The sequence below is a fragment of the Sulfitobacter sp. GN1-4 genome, from assembly GCF_055693825.1.
The window spans coordinates 2,729,917-2,747,325 of the sequence record NZ_JBVFUQ010000003.1 but is presented as its reverse complement, the minus strand read 5'-3'; the positions used below and the strand labels follow the sequence as shown (position 1 = coordinate 2,747,325).

Sequence of the window (17,409 nt, the reverse complement as noted above, 5' to 3'; positions counted from 1 at the left end):
TAGACCGCTGTGGCGAACTGGCGTATGGGGATTCTTATGAAGGGCCCTGCGCATATTCTTCGCCGTTTGTGGCACCGCAGCACTGAGCGTCGCCGCCGCTCCCGCTTTGCGCGCGCGCTGCGCCATCTGCACGGACCTACGCAGGACGCCGTCCCTGAAGGCGAGGTGCTGGCCGTCTTTCTCATCCGAAATGGGGCCTATTTCCTGGATGCGCTTTTTGACTATTACCGCGCGTTGGGCATCAACCATTTTGCTTTTATCGACAACGGTTCAACCGATGGCACGCTGGCCGGGATCAAGGCAGAGCCGGGGACGATCATTGATGAATGCCACCTGCCGCTCAGCCAATTCGAAGATCTGATGCGCGAATATCCGGCGCAAACCTACGGTCAAAACCGGTGGTGTCTTTATGTCGATATGGATGAGATCTTTGATTTCCCGGGGCGTGCGAAGATCGGGCTGAAGGGGCTGCTCAGCTATCTTGAGGCGCAAAATGCCACTGCCATGGTGTGTCAGATGCTGGATATGTTTGGCAAAGGCCCCTTGCAGGCCTCAGCGCAGTTGACGTTTGAACAATCCATTCAGGAACAGACCTATTTCGATGTCAGCACCGTTGACAAATTTCCCTACCACAGCCCCGACATCCCGTTTTCAGAGCTTCTGAAACCCAACAGCGTGCCAAACGCCGACATCGCTTTTTGTTTTGGGGGGGTGCGGGGCAAGGTGTTTGGCGAAAACTGCTGCCTGACAAAACATCCGCTAATCTTTAACGGACCCGAGGTCAGCCCGGGCCGCCATCCGCATCTGTCGATGGGGGTGCGCTGTGCCGACATCACCGGGGTGCTGAAACACTACAAATTCGCAGGCGACACCGTTGGCCGGGATACGGCGACCGTGCGGTCGGGTGAGTTCGCCCATGGCGAAGACGCCGCGCGCATTGCCGCTGTGTCTGAGGCTGCGGATCTGACGCTCTTTTCGCTGGATGCCCGCGCCTGGAACCGCGCAGAGCTGTTGGTGCGGGCGGGCTTTCTTGTGGGCTCCCCGGCCTATGACGCCTTTGTAGAAGGATACGCCCCTTGAACATCGCTGCGGTGGTGATTGGCCGAAACGAAGGGCAGCGGTTGGTGGCCTGCCTGGAGGCGTTGCAAGGGCAGGTGGGCGCGATCATCTATGTCGACAGCGGGTCTTCTGATGGCTCGGTGGAGGCGGCCCGCGCACGCGGGGCAACGGTGGTCGCACTGGACATGGATCAGCCCTTTACCGCCGCGCGCGCGCGCAATGCCGGGCTGGAAAGGGTGCCAGACACCTATGATTTCGTGCAGTTTCTGGATGGCGATTGCGTCTTGCGCGACGGATGGCTGGACACCGCCGTGGCTTTCCTGATGGACCGCCCCAAGGTAGCCGTCGTCTGCGGCAGACGGCGCGAGCGGTATCCGGAGGCGTCTGTCTATAACGCGCTCATCGACCGCGAATGGGACACGCCAGTGGGAGAGGCCAAGGCCTGCGGTGGGGATGCGCTGATGCGTGTGGCCCCGGTGCGCGCGCTGGGCGGCTACCGCGACAGCCTGATCGCGGGCGAAGAGCCTGAACTTTGCGTTCGCTTGCGCGCAGCCGGCTGGCAGATTTGGCGGCTGGAGGCGGAAATGACATGGCATGACGCCGCGCTGACCCAGTTTGGTCAATGGTGGCAGCGGGCCAAACGGGCCGGGCACGCCTTTGCAGAAGGGGCCGCCCTGCATGGGGCACCGCCCGAACGCCACTGGGTGGCAGAAACGCGCCGCGCGCTGCTTTGGGGGGCGGCGTTGCCTGCGGTGAGCGTTGTGCTTGCCGCCCTGATCGGTTGGCCTGGCGCGTTGCTATTGGCGGCATACCCGCTTCAAATCGCCCGATTGGCCCGGCGCGAAGGCACTGCATGGGCTGTTTTCACGACCCTCAGCAAGTTTCCCGAAGCCCAAGGGGCCTTGCAGTTTTACCGCAACAAAGCCACGCGGCGCCGCCAGGGCATTATCGAATACAAATAGCGTCTACCGCTGTCGCCACGCGTGCCAGGCCAGCCCCGGCAAGATGGCAAAACACTTGGCATATCGGGGAAACATCCGTCTGGGGCTTTGCAGCGCCCGCCACAGCCATTCAAGCGCCAGCATCCGCATGATCTTGGGCGCGCGCACTTGATGACCGGCCAGAAAATCAAGCCCCGCACCGATGGAGGCAAAGCCAACTTGGGGGCCAAGCTGCGCCCACGGGCGGCAAAAAGCTCCTGTTTTGGCGCGCCCAAAGCGATAAAACACAGCCCCGCACCAGAGCTTGCCAGCTCTTTGAAAATCGCGTCTGCTGCGGTGCCTTGGGCATCAAAGCCGTAGGCGGGCGCGTGGAGATATGCCACCTTCAATCCGGGCACCTGCGCCTGCAAAGCCGTCGCCGCCCCGCTCAGCGCTGCATCCGAACTGCCCACCATCGCGATGGGCACCTTCAGCTCAGCACAAAGCTGACAAAGCGGCAAAATCAGATCAGAGCCGGGCATCAATTCCACCGGCGCGCGCGCCAATTGCGACAGCCAGACCACAGGCCTGCCGTCCGCAACGATCAGATCATGCGCTTTGTAGGCGGCCAGAAAGGCGGGATCGACCGGCAATTTGGTCAGATGATCGAGGTTGATGGTGGCGAGTGCAAAGCCGTCTTTGGCCGACAAACGCTGCCGCACTGCCGCAAACAGGGCAGGGCGGCTGGCCATGTTGATGTCAATCGCCGATGCGGGCGGGCCGATGCGCACGGGGGGATCTCTTTTTTGCTGCTCTTGCCCTTTGGCTTAGGCCAGTTGCCCCAGTAAAAACACAGATATATCCGCATTTGGTGACAGTTTATGCGCTAGGGTGCCAGCATTGCCACGGCCTGTGGTAAGATGACAGATCCCGGGTGGCATGATAAGTGCCATCTCAAACGCGCGTAAAAACAGGACTTTGATGGGAAATCCGCTCGCATATCTGATGCTGGCCATCTGGCCTATGGTGTGCTTCGTGTTGTTTCGCACGGTCAAGCTTGAGCGGGCGTTGATCTGGTCAATCCTGGGCGGCTATTTGTTTCTGCCCCCGGTGACAGAGTTTGACCTGCCGCTGATCCCATCGATGAACAAAATGACCATTCCCAATCTGGCGGTCTTGTTGATCATGGTCTTTGCGGTGCGCCAAAAGGTGCATCTGTGGCCGCAATCCCGTGTCGCCGGGGTGCTTGCCGCTGGGTTTTTGTTCTGTGCCATTCCCACCGTGGTGACGAACCTGGATCCGATTTATTTTGAGATCCTAGCAGGATCAGACCCCATTCAGTTCATCACGCACCAATTGCCTGGCCAGAATCTGCGCGATGTAGGCTCGGTGTTGATCTTGCAGCTGCTGACCCTCGTGCCCTTCCTGTTGGCCCGGCAGTTTCTGTCTACAGAAGACGGGCTGCGTGAGATCCTTTTTGCCTTTATGGTCGGGACCCTGATCTATTCCATCCCCGCCTTGATTGAGATCCGGCTCAGCCCGCAGCTCAACACCTGGATCTACGGCTTTTTCCAGCATTCCTTTGGCCAGACCATTCGGGGCAGCGGCTTCCGGCCTGTGATCTTCCTGGAACACGGTCTTTGGGTCGCGCTGATGGTGTGCACTGGCCTTTTGGCCGCCGCCGCACTTGCCCCGACGATCAAGCCGATTGACCGGTGGAAATACTACCTCGCCACGGGCTATCTTTTTGTGCTGCTGTTGCTCTGCAAAAGCCTTGCGGCTTTCGCCTATGGTCTGGCGCTCACACCTCTGATCCTGTTTACGCCTTTGCACTGGCAGGTGCGGGTGGCGACGATCTTTGCCTTTACGGCTGTGGCCTATCCGATGTTGCGCAACATGCAGCTGGTGCCGATTGACAGCCTGCTGGCGCTGGCGGAATCCATCAATGCAGACCGCGCGCAATCGCTTGGCTACCGCTTTGACAACGAAGAGCAACTGCTGGCCCGCGCCGCTGAACGTCCGCTCTTTGGCTGGTCCAGTTGGGGCCGCAACCTGGTGCGCGATGCTGAAACCGCTGAGATCCTGACGATTCCAGATGGGCGGTGGATTATCGTCTTTGGCACCTTCGGCTGGTTGGGATACATCTGCGAAATGGGGCTGCTGGCCCTGCCGCTGGTGATGATCTGGTGGTCTTTGCGCTACCGCTCTGAGGTGCCGCTCTCTCCCTATTTGCCAGCCCTTTGCCTGATCCTGGGGATCACCTTGATGGACATGCTGTTGAACGCCACGCTCACCCCGCTGACATGGCTGACGGCGGGTGCGATCCTGGGGCATGCCGAAAAACGTCTGCCACAGCGCCGGACCACCCCCGCTTTGCACTGTCACAGGCGGCGATGGGCGGGCAGGGCACACCGCAGGGAAAACGCACGATTCTATAGGCAATCTCGTGCCGGTCCCGAGCGGCTTTGGAGTGAAACGTGGCGCAATTGTTCACGATGCGGCAATAATCCACGGGCTGAGGGTGAAATTGTTGTGATATTCCCCTGACCAAAGGGCAGCAACTTTGCATAAAATTCAGCGATTTTGGCGTCTGCCGGACCTAAAGGCATAAAATTGCCCAGATTGTCCCTTAGATCGAGATCAATTGCAGAACGAACCATGGCGCTCCTGTTTCATTTTCGGCGCCGCGCGGAGTGACGATACAGATGACTAGGTCTTCAAAGCCACTTGGATCCAACAACGACATTGCAATCGTTGGCATGGGCATCAATGTGCCCGGTGCTGCCGATGTGGATGCCTATTGGAACAACCTGCGCGACGGTGTGGAATCCATCCGCCGCCTGTCCGAAGAAGAGCTGCTGGCCGCAGGGGAAACACCCGAAAACATGGCGCGCAAAAACTATGTGCCAGCCGCCGCTGTTCTGGACGATTTTGACAGCTTTGATGCTGATTTCTTTGGGTTTTCTCCAAAAGACGCAGCCATCCTGGACCCCCAACACCGCAAGTTTTTAGAAGTGGCTTGGGAAGCGATGGAGCAGGCCGGTCATCCGCCTGAAACCATCGGCGGTCCGATTGGTGTTTATGCAGGCTGCGGGATGGGCAGCTATTTCTATTTCAACATCTGCTCCAACCCCGATCTGGTGGATGATGTGGGCATGTTCCTGCTGCGCCATACCGGCAACGACAAGGACTTTCTCAGTACCCGTGTGAGCCATGTCTTTGACCTGCATGGCCCCTCGATCAACCTGCAAACCGCGTGTTCCACATCGCTGGTGGCCATCCACTATGCCTGCCAAGCGCTGCGGGCAGGCGAGGTGGATATGGCGCTTGCGGGCGGGGTCACCATCGAATTGCCCCAAGGGCGCGGGTATGAATTTAAGGAAAACGAAATCCTTTCTCCGGATGGCCATTGCCATGCCTTTGACCACCGCGCCCAAGGCACTGTCTTTGGCTCAGGGGCTGGGGCCGTTGCGCTGCGCCGGTTGGAGGATGCGATCGCAGATGGCGATCACATCTGGGCCGTGATCAAAGGCTCTGCCGTCAATAACGATGGCGCGCAGAAAGCGGGCTACCTGGCCCCTTCGGTGGATGGCCAAACCCGGGCCATTGCCGCAGCACTGGATGCTGCCGGGGTGGCGGCGCAAAGCATCGGCATGGTCGAATGCCACGGCACCGGCACATATCTGGGCGATCCCATCGAAGTGGCCGCGCTGACCGAAGCCTACCGCGCGCAGACAGACGCGGTAGATTTCTGCCGCATCGGGTCTGTGAAAACCAACATCGGTCATTTGGATACCGCCGCAGGCGTGGCCGGTCTGGCCAAAGCCACACTTGCGCTGCACCACCGGCAAATGCCGCCCTCGTTGGGGTATGAAGCGCCAAACCCCGCGATCCCCTTTGACGGCTCACCTTTCCGCGTCAATGACCAGCTGACCCCTTGGCAGGACAGCGCCACACCGCGCCGTGCGGCTGTGAATGCGCTGGGCGTTGGGGGCACAAACGCCCATGCCATCCTGGAAGAGGCCCCCGCGCGCGCCCCGTCCGAGGAAAGCGATTGGCCGTTTCACGTCCTTACCCTGTCCGGTGCCTCCAAAGCCGCCCTTGACGCCAATACCGCCGCCCTTGCCGCGCACCTGCGCGCGCATCCCGACCAACCGTTGGCTGACGTCGCCTTTACCCTGAAAAAGGGCCGCCGCGCCTTTGAAAAGCGCCGCGTTGTGGTGGCCGAAACCCATGAAGAGGCCGCCGCCTTGCTTGAGGGGGGCGATACCCGCCAGGTCTTTACCCATGACGCTTTGGGTGAAAATCCCGAAACGGTCTTCATGTTCCCCGGTGGTGGCGCGCAATATGCGGGCATGGCCCGTGACCTTTATGAGACTGAGCCTGAGTTTGCCGAGTGGATGGACCGCGGCCTCGATCATCTGGCCCCGCAGCTTGATTATGACATCCGCGCCCTGTGGCTGCCTGACCCTGATGGGATGGATGCCGCGGCCGAAAAGCTGAAACAGCCCTCCGTTCAGCTGCCCCTGATTGCCATCGTCGAATATGCGTTGGCCAAGCTTTGGATGTCCTGGGGCGTGCAGCCTGCCGCAATGGTGGGCCATTCCATGGGGGAAAACGTCGCTGCCTGTTTGGCCGGTGTGATGACGTTTGAAAACCTGATTGATCTTGTGCTGCTTAGGGGCCGTCTTTTTGACGAAGTGCCTGCGGGCGGCATGCTGTCGATCTCTGCCCCGATGGAGGCCATCGCGCCGCTGTTGGGCGACGAGCTTGATATCGCTTCTGTTAATGCGCGGGAACTGATCGCAGTGTCCGGGCCGCAGGCTGCGCTCAATGCCATGCAAGACCGGTTGCGCAACGCGGGGCTGGAATACCAGCGCATCGCCATCGACATCGCCGCACACAGCCGGATGTTGGAGCCGATCCTGAAACGCTATGAGGATTTCCTCGCCACGCTGGATCTGCAAGCGCCGCAGATGCCCTTTGTCTCCAACCGTTCTGGTCAGATGATCACCGCGGATGAGGCAACAAGCCCCGCCTATTGGGTGGGCCAGCTGCGCAATACGGTAAACTTCGCCGATTGCATCGCCACGCTCAGCGCAGCGCGCAAGCGCGTCTATCTTGAGGTTGGCCCCGGCAAGGCGCTCTCTGCGCTTGCACAAATGAGCGATGATGTGGCCCCGGCCCAAGTGCTCTCCAGCCTGCGCCACCCCGATCAGGATATGGCCGATGACGCCTATTTCCTGGGTGTGATAGGCCGTCTTTGGGCCTGCGGTGTTGAGGCGGATTGGTCTCAGATCTGGGGGGAGGCACGGCGCAACCGCGTGCTGCTGCCCACCTATCAATTCCAGCGGGCGAGCTATTTCATCGAACCTGGCAAAGCCATCGCTGCTGATGTGGCACCTGCGCTGACCCGGTCTGACGACATCGCCGATTGGGGGGCTGTGCCCGCCTGGCGTCCGCGCTTTGCTGACATTGACTTGGATGTCTCGTCTGATCTGGGCGACCAGCCTCTGACCTGGCTGATGTTTGCGGATGCCGATGGCCCCGCAGGGCCAGCCATCTCCGCATTGCGCGGGGCTGGCCATACCGTCATCACCGTTCGGGCGGGCGACAGTTTTGCGGCACATGATGCCCACAGTTTCACACTGGCCGCTGAACAGGGCCGGGCAGGGTATGACCAACTGATGGTCGCTCTGAAAGAGCAAGATGCCATGCCCGACCGCATTGGCCATTTCTGGCTGACGGATCATCATATCGCACCCCGTCCCGGCTCCTCCGCATTTGATCGCAACCTCGAACAGGGCTTTTGGAGCCTGACGTGGCTGGCCCAAGCGCTGAGCGAAGCGGAGATGGATAAGGATCTGCATCTGACAGTCTTCACAACAAGTGCTGCCCAAGTGCGCGGCGAGGCTGTGATGCACCCCGAACAGGCGCTTGTGTCAGGCCCTGTGGGTGTGCTGGCCCGCGAGCTGCCGGGTGTGACCTGCGCCCAGATTGATCTGGAACCGCCTGTGCCGGCAGCGCCCGTTAAAACCGGCTGGTTTGCCAAGCCTGCGCCAAAATCACAGCCCGATGGGGCCGCCACAGAACGCCTGTTAGAAGATCTGTTGGCCGCACCGGCAAACATCATCGCGGCCTACCGGGGCGAAAAACGCTATGAGATGTCATACAAAGACATCCCACTGCCCCAGACGGAAACACCAGCCTTCCGTGCGGGCGGGACCTATCTGATCACCGGGGGCTTTGGCGGTATTGGCCAGACCCTGGCGGCGGATATCCTGCGCAATCACAAGGCGCATGTGGTTCTGCTGTCGCGCGACGCACTGCCAGAGCGGAGCGATTGGGACAGCTATTTGGCCCGCACCTCCACAACCGACCGCAGCGCGCGGCGGATGCATGCCGTCAAACGTCTTGAAGATCTGGCAGCCAGCACCGGCGGACGAATTGAGGTGGCTCATGCCGATGTGACCAACATCGCCCAGATGCGCCGCGTGGTCGAAGACCTGCAGGAACGCCTGGGCGGCCTGACCGGCGTGATCCATGCCGCTGGCCATCTTGATGACGCGCCACTTTTGGCCAAAACGGATGCTCAGATGGAGGCCGTGCTGGCCCCCAAAGTGCAAGGCCTGCGTGTCATTGACCAACTGTTGCCAGATGGCGCGTTGGAGCTTTTGGTGCTCTTTTCATCCACTTCCACCGCCACCCGTTCTGCGGGGCAGGTGGATTACGTTGCCGCCAATGCCTGGCTGAATGCCTTTGCCGCCGCGCGCAAAGACGCGTCGACCAAAGTGGTCGCCGTCAACTGGGGCGTCTGGGCCGATGTGGGCATGGCCGCCAATGCCATCTCAGGCGGGGCCAGCGATGTGTTGCCCGCACGCAAAGTCCGTGGCGCATTGCTGGATACCGCTGGTGCGGACGCGGCGGGCCACCCGGTTTTCACCGCATCACTCAAATCATCAGACTGGGTACTGGATCAGCACCGCACCAAAGACGGCCAAGCCATCTTGCCCGGCACCGGCTATATTGAGCTTTTGGCCGAAACCGCACAGGCACAGGGCCTGACCCGGTTTGAGATCAACGATCTCTATTTCCTGCGTGCCATGTCGGTGGAGGATCACGCCCAACGCGACATGCAGATCACCCTGCACCCAGGCGCTGAGGGATCTACCGTTGAGATGCGCAGCGACTGTGTGCTGCAAGGCAAATCCGGCTGGCAGCTGCATGCCCAAGCCAGCCTCAGCGAAGCGCAGGCCCCCGTGCCTGCTGCCCTGGACCTGGCCACAATTGAGGGCCGTTGTGGCCCGTTGAACCACGCCACCGTGACGGACCGCATCCGGTCCCCGCAAGAAGCCCATCTTGCCTTTGGCCCACGCTGGCATGTGCTGCGCGCCACCGGTCTTGGTGCCTCCGAAGGGATTGCGCAACTTAGCCTGGCGGAGGATCTGCAAGGGGATCTTGAGGACGGGCACCTCATGCATGCAGGACTGATGGACCTGGCCACAGGCTGGGCCATGTCGCTGGTGCCGGGCTATGAAAACAGCCATCTCTGGGTGCCGGTCTCTTATGGCACGATCCGCGTGCATGCGCCGCTGCCTGCTGAAATCCGGTCATGGGTCCGGTTGAGCGACAGCGCACAGGGCGACGGTTTTGCCGCCTTTGACGTCACGATCACGGACACCACGGGTGCCGTGCTGATTGAGGTCATGAACTTTGCCATGAAGCGGCTGGAGGATGGGTTTGATACGGCCCCGCTGACCCCGGCTGAGGTTGTGTTTGACGATGTCGAAGACACCGATGCGCCGATGTCCGCCGCCGAAGAACGCCTGGCCTATCTTGTCTCACAAGGCATCCGTGCGCAGGAAGGCCCCGATGCGCTGCGCCGTGCGTTGGCACTGGGCAAGCCCCAGGTCATGGTATCTTCGCTGCCGCTCAAAGGGCTGATCGCCCAGGCGGATCAACCCGCACAAGAGCAGGCCGCCATGGGCCAAAGCTTTGAACGTCCCGATCTGGATGGCAGCTATGTGGCGCCGCGCAATAGCATCGAAGAGCGTTTGGCCGATATCTGGCAAAACCTGCTGGGCGTCAGCCCCGTTGGCGTCGAAGACAGCTTTTTCGACCTGGGCGGCCATTCGCTGATCGCGGTTCGGCTCTTTGCCAGTGTTAAACGCGAATTCAAGGTGGAATTCCCAATATCGGTGCTGTTTGAGGCCCCGACAATCGCCAAATGTGCCGCCCTCATTGCCGCTGAAACCGGCGATACAGGGGAAGGTGCGCCCGTGGCGGCGGACGCGGCCCCGGTTGAAAAGTTCGAATTCCTTGTGCCGCTTAATCAAAGCGCTCAACAGGATGCGCCACCGCTCTTTATTGTGGCAGGCATGTTCGGCAATGTGCTGAACCTGCGCCACATCGCGATGCCGCTTGCCACTGACCGCAAGGTTTACGGCATTCAGGCCCGTGGTCTGATTGGCGATACCCCACCGCATGATGATATCACCGAAGCCGCGCGGGATTATCTGCGTGAAATCCAGCGGGTGCAGCCGCAAGGGCCCTATCTGATCAGCGGCTATTCCGGGGGTGGTGTCACCGCCTATGAAATGGCCCAACAGCTGCGCGCCATGGGCCAAGAGGTTGCCGTTCTGGCGATGCTTGATACGCCTTTGCCTGTCCGGCCGACTTTGACAAAGCCTGATAAGGCGCTGATTAAGATTGCAGAAATCAGATCTAAAGGTCCGCGCTATCTGGTGGATTGGGCCAAGGCCCGTTGGGCTTGGGAAATGCAAAAACGCTCCGGCGTTGCGGCATCTGAGGACGCGGCAGGCGGCGCGTTTAACGATCTGAAGGTTCAGGCTGGATTCCTGGCAGGTGTGGGCAAATACCAAACGCCCAACTGGGACGGCCCGCTGACGCTCTTCCGTCCGCCGCTTGACCGGCATTGGAAAGTGACCGGTCAGAACTGGGTGAGTGCCGACCGCGAATATGTCTATGAAGACAACCAGTGGCGGCAATATGCACCGCAGCTTGAGGTGATCGAAGTCCCCGGCGATCACGACAGCATGGTGCTTGCCCCCAATGTCACCACCCTTGCCGCTGAGCTGCGCGAGGTTATCGACCGCGCGCTTGACGAAGGCCAGGCCCGCTGGGCACCCGCGACGGCTGCCGAATGACCCAGATGCGCCGTCCTCATATCCTTGTGGTTCTGTTGAACTACCGCACCCCGCAAATGACCCTGCAAGCGGCTGAGGCCGCGCTTGCTGATATGGCGGGCACGCAGGCCCTGTGTGAACTGGTGGTGGTTGATAACGCCTCCGGCGATGGCTCGGGCGAGATCTTGCAACAGGCCATCCGCCAAAAGGGCTGGGATGCTCAGGGCCGTGTGCGCTTTGTCCAGTCGCCTGTGAACGGCGGCTTTGGGGCGGGCAATAACATTGGGTTGGGCATGCAGATGTCGGATGGCACGGCACCTGACTATTTCTACCTGCTCAATTCGGATGCCTTCCCGGATGCGGGCTGTCTTGGTACGCTTTTGCACCATCTGGAAATCACCGCACAGGCAGGGTTTGCAGGCAGCCATGTGCGCGGCGAAGATAACATCGCCCACACCACGGCTTTCCGTTTTCCGTCCGTTTTGGGCGAATTCGAAGGGGCCGCGCGCTTTGGCCCCATTACCCGGATGCTTAAAAACGCTGTGGTGGCACCGGCCTTGCCGGATGACACAACGCAGGTCGATTGGGTCGCGGGGGCCAGCGTGCTGATGCGGGCCGCGATGCTGGAACGGATCGGCGGGTTTGATGAAACCTTCTTTCTCTATTTCGAAGAAACCGATCTGTGCAAACGGGGTGCGGATGCAGGCTGGCAATGCTGGTATGTGCCTGCGGCCAAAGTCGTTCACATCGGCTCTGTTTCAACCGGCATGAAGGACTGGCAGCGCATTCCGACCTATTGGTATGCCTCGCGCCGTCACTACTTTGTCAAAAACCACGGACGCGGCTATGCGGCTTTGGCCTTTGTGGCCAAGCTGGCGGGCGGCGCTCTGCATACGGTGCGCTGCGCGCTCAGCCGCCGGACCCCGCAAGACCCGCCTGGGTTTTACCGCGATCTTATCCGCTTTGGCCTGGGCTTGCCGGCCCGCCCGACACCCGCTTTGTCGCACTGCCCCGTTTCGGAGGAAAAGTCATGACCGCCACCTTCAATCCCAAAGGCTTCACCGCTGTCCTGATGGGGGACGAGATCCCTCACCATCGCTTGCGGTGACATGATCCTGGCCGGTGGCCACAGCCTTGCCGCTGTTGTGACCCAAGACAGCGCCGTGCGCGGCTGGGCCGAAGGCCACAAGCTGACCGTGGCTGAGGCCCCGCGCGATCTGTTGCAGGCGGGCATTCAGGCCGATTGGTTCTTAAGCATCGCCAACCTGCGCATGATCCCGGATGATGTGCTGGCCCTGCCAAGCAAAGGGGCCATTAACTTTCACGACGGCCCACTGCCGCGCTATGCGGGGCTGAACACCCCCGCCTGGGCCATCATCAATGGTGAGCAGACCCATGGCGTCAGCTGGCATGTGATCGAAGGCGGCGTGGACGAAGGGGATCTGCTGGCCCAACGGATGGTCGATATCGCCCCGGATGAGACAGCTTTTAGCCTGAACTCCAAATGCTATGCCGCCGGGATGGAAAGCTTTGCCGCTGTCTTGGCCCAGCTTGAGGCTGGCACCTTGGACCGCACCGCCCAGGATCTGAGCCAGCGCAGCTATTTTGCCAAGGCGCAACGGCCAGAGGGCCAGGGCGTGCTTGATTTCACCCAACCTGCTGAGGCGTTGGACGCTTTGGTGCGCGGCCTTGATTTCGGCGGTTATGCCAACCCGCTCGCTTGCGCGAAACTTGGGCTGGCGGGCGCATTCTATGCGGTGGGCGGTCTGCTGGTGTCGGATCACCCCCAGGGGCCAGCGGGCGAGATCCTGGCGGTCAGTTCAGATGGCGTAACCATCGGCACCGCCACGCAGCCCGTGACCCTCACCGGCTTGCGGCACATGGACGGCAAACCGGTCGATCCCGCCACGCTATGCACCCCGGGCGCGCAGGTGTCCGCAGCGCCTGCTGCGCCCTTTGATGCCGCGGATGAGGCGCATTGGCAGGCCACTCTCCGCCGCGCGGCACCGCTAGCGATCCCGCTGCAGCAAACATCTGACGCGGCACCTGTTTTTGAAACCCGCAACCTGCAGACCCCGAATGGGGTGGATGCCGCTGCACTCTTTACCGCTGCTGCGCTGAGCTTTCAGCGCGGCGCGGGCAACGTGGCTGGCCTGCTCGCTTGGCCCGTTGCCGGCTCTCATCCTCTGGCATCCGCTTGGGTGCCGCTGCACATCTCGGCTGAGGGGGATGCAACAGTCAGCACGCTGCAGGCAGCCTTTGATGCGCAGATCACGCGCGCCCGTGGCACCGCAGGCTTTGCCCGCGATCTGATGTTGCGCGATCCTGATCTTGCTGATCTGTCACACCCCGCCATCGCCCTGACTGAGGCTGCAACACCGCTGGAAGGTGCCGCACTGACGCTTTCGGTCACCGCCGAAGGCGCGCAACTGCACCACGACAGCGGGCGTTTGAGCGCGGCGGCGGTCACGCTGATTGCCGCCCGGCTCGAAGCTGCTTTTGCCAAGATCGGCACCGCTGAAACCGTGGATGACCTATGCGCCTTGCCCGAGGCTGAGTGTGAGACCCAGCTGGCAAGCTGGAACGCAACGCAGCGCGCCTATGACCGCATCACCATCCCTGCTGCGATTGAAGCGCAGGTCGCCCGGACGCCCGCAGATACGGCGCTGGTGTTTGAAGGGGAAACGCTGAGCTACGCGGACCTGAACGCCCGCGCCAACCAGCTGGCGCATGTATTGCGCAGCAAAGGTGCCGCCCCCGGCACCACCATTGGCCTGCACACCACACGCAGCGTGGATCTGCTGGTAGGCGCTTTGGGTATTCTCAAGGCGGGTGGTGCCTATGTCCCGCTGGATCCCGGCTATCCTGCTGACCGGATTGCGCATTATATCTCGGACAGTGCCGCGCCGCTGATTGTCAGCCAATCAGCACTGGCAGACCAATTGCCTGCGCATCAGGCTGAGGTGATCCTGATTGATGCCGATCCGGCACTCCCTGCGGCCTCAACCGCCAATGTCGAAAGTGGGGCAGCGGCCGATGACCTGGCCTATCTCATCTACACCTCTGGCTCGACCGGCACCCCGAAGGGGGTCATGGTGTCCCATGGCAATGTCGCCAATTTCTTTGCGGGCATGGACGACCGCATTGATCACGCAACAGGCGCGGTCTGGCTGGCGGTCACATCGCTGAGCTTTGACATCTCCGTGCTTGAGCTTTTCTGGACGCTGTCGCGTGGGTTCAAGCTGGTGCTTGCGGGGGATGAAAGCCGCACGCTGGTGTCAAACGGTCCCATCGCGGTCTCTGATGCGAAGATGGATTTCAACCTGATGTATTGGGGCAATGACGATGGCGTTGGCCCCAAGAAATACGAGCTGCTGTTGGAAGGGGCCAAGTTCGCGGATGCCCACGGCTTTAACGCCGTCTGGACGCCTGAGCGGCATTTCCACGCCTTCGGCGGCCCCTATCCGAACCCATCGGTTACCGGGGCTGCGGTGGCAGCAGTGACGCAAAACCTCGCCGTGCGCGCAGGGTCCTGCGTGGCCCCGCTGCACCATCCCGCACGCATTGCTGAGGAATGGGCCGTCATCGACAACCTGACCAATGGCCGCGTCGGTCTGGCCATCGCCTCGGGCTGGCAGCCTGATGATTTTGTCCTGCGTCCCGAAAACACGCCACCGGCCAACAAGCCTGCGATGTACAAGGTCATCGAACAGCTGCGCCAGATGTGGGCGGGCGATCCGGTTGAGTTCCCCAAACAGGACGGCACCCTGCACGCGGTTGTCACACAGCCGCGCCCGGTATCCAAAAAGCTGCCCATTTGGGTCACCACCGCAGGTAATCCGCAGACGTGGAAAGAAGCGGGTGAGATTGGTGCCAATGTGCTGACGCACCTTCTGGGCCAATCGGTTGATGAAGTGGCCGATAAGATCAAGATCTATCACCAGGCGCTGCGCGCCGCGGGCCATGATCCGGCGGACTTTACCGTCACGTTGATGCTGCACAGCTATCTGGCCGATACCCGCGAAGATGCCGAAGCCGTCGCGCGCGGCCCGATGAAGGATTACCTGCGCTCGGCTGCGGCCCTGATCAAACAATACGCCTGGGCCTTCCCTGCGTTCAAACGCCCAGAAGGGACATCCAACGCCTTTGATCTGGATCTCGAAGGGCTCAGCGATGAGGAACTCGATGCCATCCTGGAATTTGCCTTTCAGCGCTATTTCAACGACAGCGGCATGTTCGGCACCGTCGCAGACGGTGTTGCGCGCACAGAAGAGCTCAAGCGCATTGGCGTGACCGAAATCGCCTGCCTGATTGACTATGGCATTGATCCGGCCTTGGTGATGGAGGGACTGAAACCTCTGGCTGAGGTGCGCCGCCTGTCCAACCAAACAGCGACTTTGGCTGAGGATGATTTTTCCCTTGCCGCCCAAATCGTGCGCCACGACGTGACGCATCTGCAGTGCACGCCCTCCATGGCTCAGATGCTGGTGACGAATGAGGAAGCGAAGATGGCCCTGTCGCGTGTCGATCACCTGATGGTTGGGGGCGAAGCCCTGCCAGGTACGCTGGTCAAGGCGCTGCGCTCTTGCGGCGCTGCCCGCATTCAAAACATGTATGGCCCGACGGAGACCACGATCTGGTCCACCACCCATGCGGTGACAGATGCCAGCGCGGTCACAACACCGGTGGGCACCCCCATCGCCAACACCCAAGTTTTCATCCTGGATGATAACATGCAGCCGCAAGCCATTGGGGTTGAGGGCGAATTGTGGATCGGCGGGGATGGCGTAACCCAAGGTTATTGGCAGCGCGAAGAGATGACCGCCACACGTTTTGTGGATAACCCATTTGGTCCGGGCAAGCTTTACCGCACGGGCGATCTGGCCGCTTGGGATGCCGCGGGATGCCTGCATTTCTCTGGCCGCGCAGATGCGCAGGTCAAGATCCGGGGCCACCGGATTGAACTGGGTGAGATCGAAGCCCGTCTGGCCGATCTGCCCGGGGTCACCCAGGCCGTGGTCAGCACCGTCCACATCTCAGGCAGTGCGCAGCTTGTGGCCTATGTCACGGGGACGGCGCTGGTGCCTGATGCGGCCCGCGCTGCCCTGATGAAGTATTTGCCTGAGATCATGGTGCCGCAGCATTTCGTCACCCTTGATGTGATGCCCCTGACACCGAACAAAAAGATCGACCGCAAAGCCCTGCCCAAACCGCAACCGCGCCGCGCCGCACCTGCTGCCGCTGCGGCTGCTGCACCGGTAGAGGGCACTCAAGCGGTGATTGCTGCGGTTTGGCAAAAACTGTTGGGGATCAATGAGGTGCAGGGCGAAGATAACTTCTTTACCTTGGGTGGTCATTCGCTTCTGGCGGTGCAGGCGCACCGGGATATTCGCACCCGGCTTGAGGCCAGCCGCCTGTCGATCACCGACATCTTCCGCTTTCCCACGCTCGAAGGGTTGGCCGCGCATCTGGACAAAGGCACCAGCCCCGATCCCGCGCCACAGCCGCAGGCCGAAGCCCCGGCCAAGGCCGACATGATGTCCAAACGTCGCGCCATGCGCGCCGGGCGCAGCCGCACGCGGGCTTGATGCAGCTTTTGGCACCTGATCTGTTGGAGGACGCGCAGGCGGCGATTGCGGGGCTGCTGGACCCGGGCGTTGCCGTGGCCCTGCGCGATCCGCGCCAACCGCAGCCTGCGGTCCTGCCGCAAGAGGCCGCGCAAATCGCACAAGCCGTGCCCAACCGTCAGGCCGAATTTGCAGCAGGCCGGGCCGCCGCGCGGGATGCGATGCGCCAGCTTGGCTTGCCTGCGGCCCCTGTCCTGCTGGGCGCTGACCGTGCGCCCCAATGGCCTGCGGGCCTGCGCGGCAGCATCGCCCACACCGACAGACTGTGCGCCGCCGCAGTCACCCGTGGCGGGCAGCTTATCGGGCTGGATGTGGAACACGATACCGATCTTTCCTCAGATCTGATGGACAGCATCTGTTCGGCGCAAGAGCGGGCGCGCATCGCCGGTCCCAATCAGGCGCGTCTGGCCAAGCTGATCTTTTCCGCCAAAGAGGCCGCGTACAAAGCGCAATACCCCGCCTCGGGGATGCTGTTTGGGTTTGATCACCTGGATGTTGATCTTGATCTTGATCGGCGCACATTCACCGCGACTTTTCTGGCCCCTGCGGTATGTTTCGCCGCAGGAGACCGGTTGCATGGCCGGTTTGATCACGCAGCCGGGCACATCGTGACCGCTGTTTCCATCCCACAAGCCCTGCGCAAAGGAGCCTGAAACC

Annotated in this window: 7 protein-coding genes and 1 pseudogene; 7 read left to right on the top strand and 1 reads right to left on the bottom strand. The window is 61.3% G+C overall.

The features are described from left to right. Nucleotides 1–36 precede the first annotated feature (36 nt). Nucleotides 37–1,080: a glycosyltransferase family 2 protein gene (locus tag ACZ1HM_RS14055; protein WP_472743322.1), complete on the top strand. Its 1,044-nt coding sequence runs from the start codon at nucleotides 37–39 to the stop codon at nucleotides 1,078–1,080. After that, nucleotides 1,077–2,021, top strand: coding sequence for a glycosyltransferase family 2 protein (locus ACZ1HM_RS14050; protein WP_472743321.1), 945 nt, complete (start codon nucleotides 1,077–1,079; stop codon nucleotides 2,019–2,021). Before ACZ1HM_RS14055 ends, ACZ1HM_RS14050 begins: the two co-directional genes overlap by 4 nt. Nucleotides 2,022–2,024: 3 nt before the next feature. Here ACZ1HM_RS14050 and ACZ1HM_RS14045 read toward each other — a convergent pair. Further along, a pseudogene (locus tag ACZ1HM_RS14045) lies at nucleotides 2,025–2,731 on the bottom strand (WecB/TagA/CpsF family glycosyltransferase). Between the two features lie 229 nt (nucleotides 2,732–2,960). On the opposite strand from ACZ1HM_RS14045, the gene ACZ1HM_RS14040 reads away from it, so the two are divergent. The 5 genes from ACZ1HM_RS14040 to ACZ1HM_RS14020 all read left to right on the top strand — a co-directional run bounded on the left by ACZ1HM_RS14040 (nucleotide 2,961) and on the right by ACZ1HM_RS14020 (nucleotide 17,405). Beyond that, nucleotides 2,961–4,526, top strand: coding sequence for a hypothetical protein (locus ACZ1HM_RS14040; protein WP_472743320.1), 1,566 nt, complete (start codon nucleotides 2,961–2,963; stop codon nucleotides 4,524–4,526). A 158-nt stretch (nucleotides 4,527–4,684) separates the two neighbouring features. Then, complete coding sequence (locus tag ACZ1HM_RS14035) at nucleotides 4,685–11,146, top strand: type I polyketide synthase (protein ID WP_472743319.1); 6,462 nt, start codon at nucleotides 4,685–4,687, stop codon at nucleotides 11,144–11,146. Continuing rightward, entirely contained in the window at nucleotides 11,143–12,159 is a 1,017-nt protein-coding gene (locus ACZ1HM_RS14030) for a glycosyltransferase family 2 protein (protein ID WP_472743318.1), read from the top strand. The genes ACZ1HM_RS14035 and ACZ1HM_RS14030 overlap by 4 nt, the downstream gene beginning before the upstream one ends. A gap of 75 nt (nucleotides 12,160–12,234) precedes the next feature. Then, on the top strand, nucleotides 12,235–16,713 hold the full coding sequence (locus ACZ1HM_RS14025; protein ID WP_472743317.1) for a MupA/Atu3671 family FMN-dependent luciferase-like monooxygenase: 4,479 nt from the start codon (nucleotides 12,235–12,237) through the stop codon (nucleotides 16,711–16,713). After that, nucleotides 16,713–17,405: a 4'-phosphopantetheinyl transferase family protein gene (locus ACZ1HM_RS14020; RefSeq protein WP_472743316.1), complete on the top strand. Its 693-nt coding sequence runs from the start codon at nucleotides 16,713–16,715 to the stop codon at nucleotides 17,403–17,405. Before ACZ1HM_RS14025 ends, ACZ1HM_RS14020 begins: the two co-directional genes overlap by 1 nt. Nucleotides 17,406–17,409 lie beyond the last annotated feature (4 nt).

Bases quoted from the DNA above. Each gene is read 5' to 3' on its own strand.
- ACZ1HM_RS14055 (WP_472743322.1), top strand. From the start codon at position 37: ATGAAGGGCCCTGCGCATATTCTTCGCCGTTTGTGGCACCGCAGCACT.
- ACZ1HM_RS14040 (WP_472743320.1), top strand. From the start codon at position 2,961: ATGGGAAATCCGCTCGCATATCTGATGCTGGCCATCTGGCCTATGGTG.
- ACZ1HM_RS14035 (WP_472743319.1), top strand. From the start codon at position 4,685: ATGACTAGGTCTTCAAAGCCACTTGGATCCAACAACGACATTGCAATC.
- ACZ1HM_RS14030 (WP_472743318.1), top strand. From the start codon at position 11,143: ATGACCCAGATGCGCCGTCCTCATATCCTTGTGGTTCTGTTGAACTAC.
- ACZ1HM_RS14025 (WP_472743317.1), top strand. From the start codon at position 12,235: ATGATCCTGGCCGGTGGCCACAGCCTTGCCGCTGTTGTGACCCAAGAC.
- ACZ1HM_RS14020 (WP_472743316.1), top strand. From the start codon at position 16,713: ATGCAGCTTTTGGCACCTGATCTGTTGGAGGACGCGCAGGCGGCGATT.